Raw genomic sequence first — 2392 nt, 5'->3', positions numbered from 1 at the left:
GTTCCCGAAACTGTCGGCGGCGGTGAAACTGCCGCCGCGCAAGACGGTCAGCGAGGATGGCGTTGCCGGCGACGCCACCCCGCGCCGGCGATCGCGCGAGGGCCACGCCGCCCGCCGCGGGCGGGAATAAGGCACGCAACGGATTCGCCGAGGCGCCTTAGTCCTTTGTCTCATTCGACGGCAGGTGCGAGCCGGACCGCTGACCGGCTGGCGGTATGCTTTTGGCGCGTGACGGGTTGAGATAGCCAGTCAGCGGCTTTTCAATCACCAGATAAAGCATCGCGGAAAGCGAAATGCTGACAAAGGCAATCAGCGCCGGCTGCCAATTTGGCGGAACCCCCAGCCGCAGCATAATGCCAGTCACCACGACAACCACCAGCACATGCCAGATGTAGATCGAATACGAGGCACTGCCAAAAAATGTAAACAAGGCCATGGGGCTGAACGGTCTGGCACGCTCGGCAAAAACCGCTCCGGCAACGATCAGGGTCGCCGGAATACCCCAACGCAGGACACGAGGCATTTCAGGGTCAAGCATCTGGGCCGCCATCAATAGGAGAAATCCGCCGACAACCAGCGACAGCGCCAGCGCAAGCTGGAGCCGGATATCCTCCATCCACAGCCGCCCGACGACAATGCCGGCCGCGAACTCAAGCATGAGGGGAGAGGTAAAGGGATAGCCTCTGAGCAGCAGCAAGTTCAATGCGACCATTGCCGTCAGCACGCCGATCAGCGCGGCAAAACGCTGCTTCTCGCCGAGCAAGAGCGCCAAGGCGAAAATGACGTAAAACATCATTTCATAACACAGCGTCCAGCCCTGGATCACCACGGGGTGAAGTGACCCATCCTGCATGATCGGAACAAACAACAGCGAGCCGAAAAAATTTGCCGGGCTCAGCATATGTCCGAAGAGAAATTGCGGCTTGCCGAAAATTGCCAGCGCGGTCAGCACCGTGACGATCCAATAAAGCGGCACGATACGAACAATCCGTCGCCACATGAAACGCTGCGGATCAACGGGGTGATCGACCGTGGTCACCCACATGATGAAACCGCTGATGACAAAAAAGAGGTCGACGCCTGCAGCGCCAACCGCGAACGGACCGCTGAACTGCTCGCTGATATGAAAGCAAACTACCGCGGAAGCGGCGAGTCCTCGAAGGTATTGAATACTGTGAATGTCATTCAAGCCATACTCCTTACCAGCACCTCCTTACTAGCACCCTCAAAAATGCTGCAGTGCACAATAGCAGACGTCCGCCACCCGCTGTCAACCGGGCGAGGCCAAGAAGCGATCGCGCGGAGCGTCAATAACCTGCAATTTCGTTTGCATGCAAATGTTTCCGGATCGCCTGATCCGGAAACCAAAACGCTGTTTTCGTGAAATCGGCCAGATACATGGCAAGCGCATTTAACCGGCATCGAAAGGCAGGCAGAAGATCGCTTTCAGCCGCCGCAACGCTCCAAGGGAGACAAAAGATGTCGATGCTCGAAAGCCTTGGCCGCTATGGCACGGCCATCAGGAATGCCCATGACCGCAGCAAGGCGCGGCGCCTGCTGAACAGCCTGCCGCCGGAGATCCAGAAGGATATTGGTTGGCCGGTGTCACCGCGATCCAGCGAAAAGGCAGCACTCATTAACACAATCTGGAGCGCCGCGCGCTGATGACCTTCGCCGACAAATGCAAATTGCTCGGCATGCGCCGGGGATCTCGCATGTCCCCCGCGACCGCCAGCAACCGGCTGCGTGCCGCACTTTTGCCGCGTCGCTGACCACTGCGGCGCGGATCACACCACCGTGTAGACATCGCGTAAAACTTGACATTTTCGGCCGCGGCACGATCTTCGAAGATAGTGGGGTTCTCTTAGTCGGCTTTGGCCGAAGTTCGTGTATTCGCATGCCAAGTTTGAAAAGCCATGTCGTGTCCTTCGTCCTGCGGCACAGCCGCAAGCAGGCGTTTGCCAGCCCGGAAAACCTGCAGCGCTGGATCGCGGCCGCGCGCAAGACCGAGAACCACCAGCCCCCTGCCTCGCTGCACCAGCGTCTCGGCATCGAGATGCATACGGTCGATGGCTTCCCCGTCTACGAAATTGCCCCCAGGACCGGCGAGCAGAAGCGGATTCTGTATCTGCACGGCGGCGCCTATGTCTTTGAAATCACGCCCTATCATTGGCATCTGATCGCCGACATGGCGGATCGGCTGGGCTATGGCATCACCGTGCCGATCTATCCCATCGCCCCCGAACACGATTTCCACGCCATGTTCGGCATGGTCGGCGATGTCTACCGGCAGATGCTCGACGAGACGGAGGCCGAAGACATCGTGTTCATGGGCGATTCCGCCGGCGGCAACATGGCCGTCGTGCTGACCATGATGGCCGCGGAAGCGGCC

At 59.2% G+C, this 2392-nt stretch carries 3 protein-coding genes; 2 read left to right on the top strand and 1 reads right to left on the bottom strand.

The features are described 5' to 3' along the window. Positions 1 to 157: 157 nt before the first annotated feature. Complete coding sequence (locus tag EN935_RS31440) at positions 158 to 1189, bottom strand: acyltransferase (RefSeq protein ID WP_245468961.1); 1032 nt, start codon at positions 1187 to 1189, stop codon at positions 158 to 160. Positions 1190 to 1479: 290 nt separating this feature from the next. Between EN935_RS31440 and EN935_RS31435 the strand changes: the two genes are divergently transcribed. Further along, entirely contained in the window at positions 1480 to 1665 is a 186-nt protein-coding gene (locus EN935_RS31435) for a hypothetical protein (protein ID WP_109667815.1), read from the top strand. Between the two features lie 232 nt (positions 1666 to 1897). Then, positions 1898 to 2392, top strand: a 495-nt coding sequence (locus EN935_RS31430; RefSeq protein WP_164771505.1) for an alpha/beta hydrolase, incomplete at its 3' end; no start/stop codon positions are given.

The sequence above is a fragment of the Mesorhizobium sp. M7D.F.Ca.US.004.03.1.1 genome (genome assembly GCF_003998635.1).
GTDB classification, from domain to species: Bacteria; Pseudomonadota; Alphaproteobacteria; order Rhizobiales; family Rhizobiaceae; genus Mesorhizobium; species Mesorhizobium loti.
This window is presented reverse-complemented; position numbering and strand designations above follow the sequence as displayed.

What these genes read in the sequence shown, in the direction of transcription:
- EN935_RS31435 (WP_109667815.1), top strand. Translation starts at nt 1,480, where the DNA reads ATGTCGATGCTCGAAAGCCTTGGCCGCTATGGCACGGCCATCAGGAAT.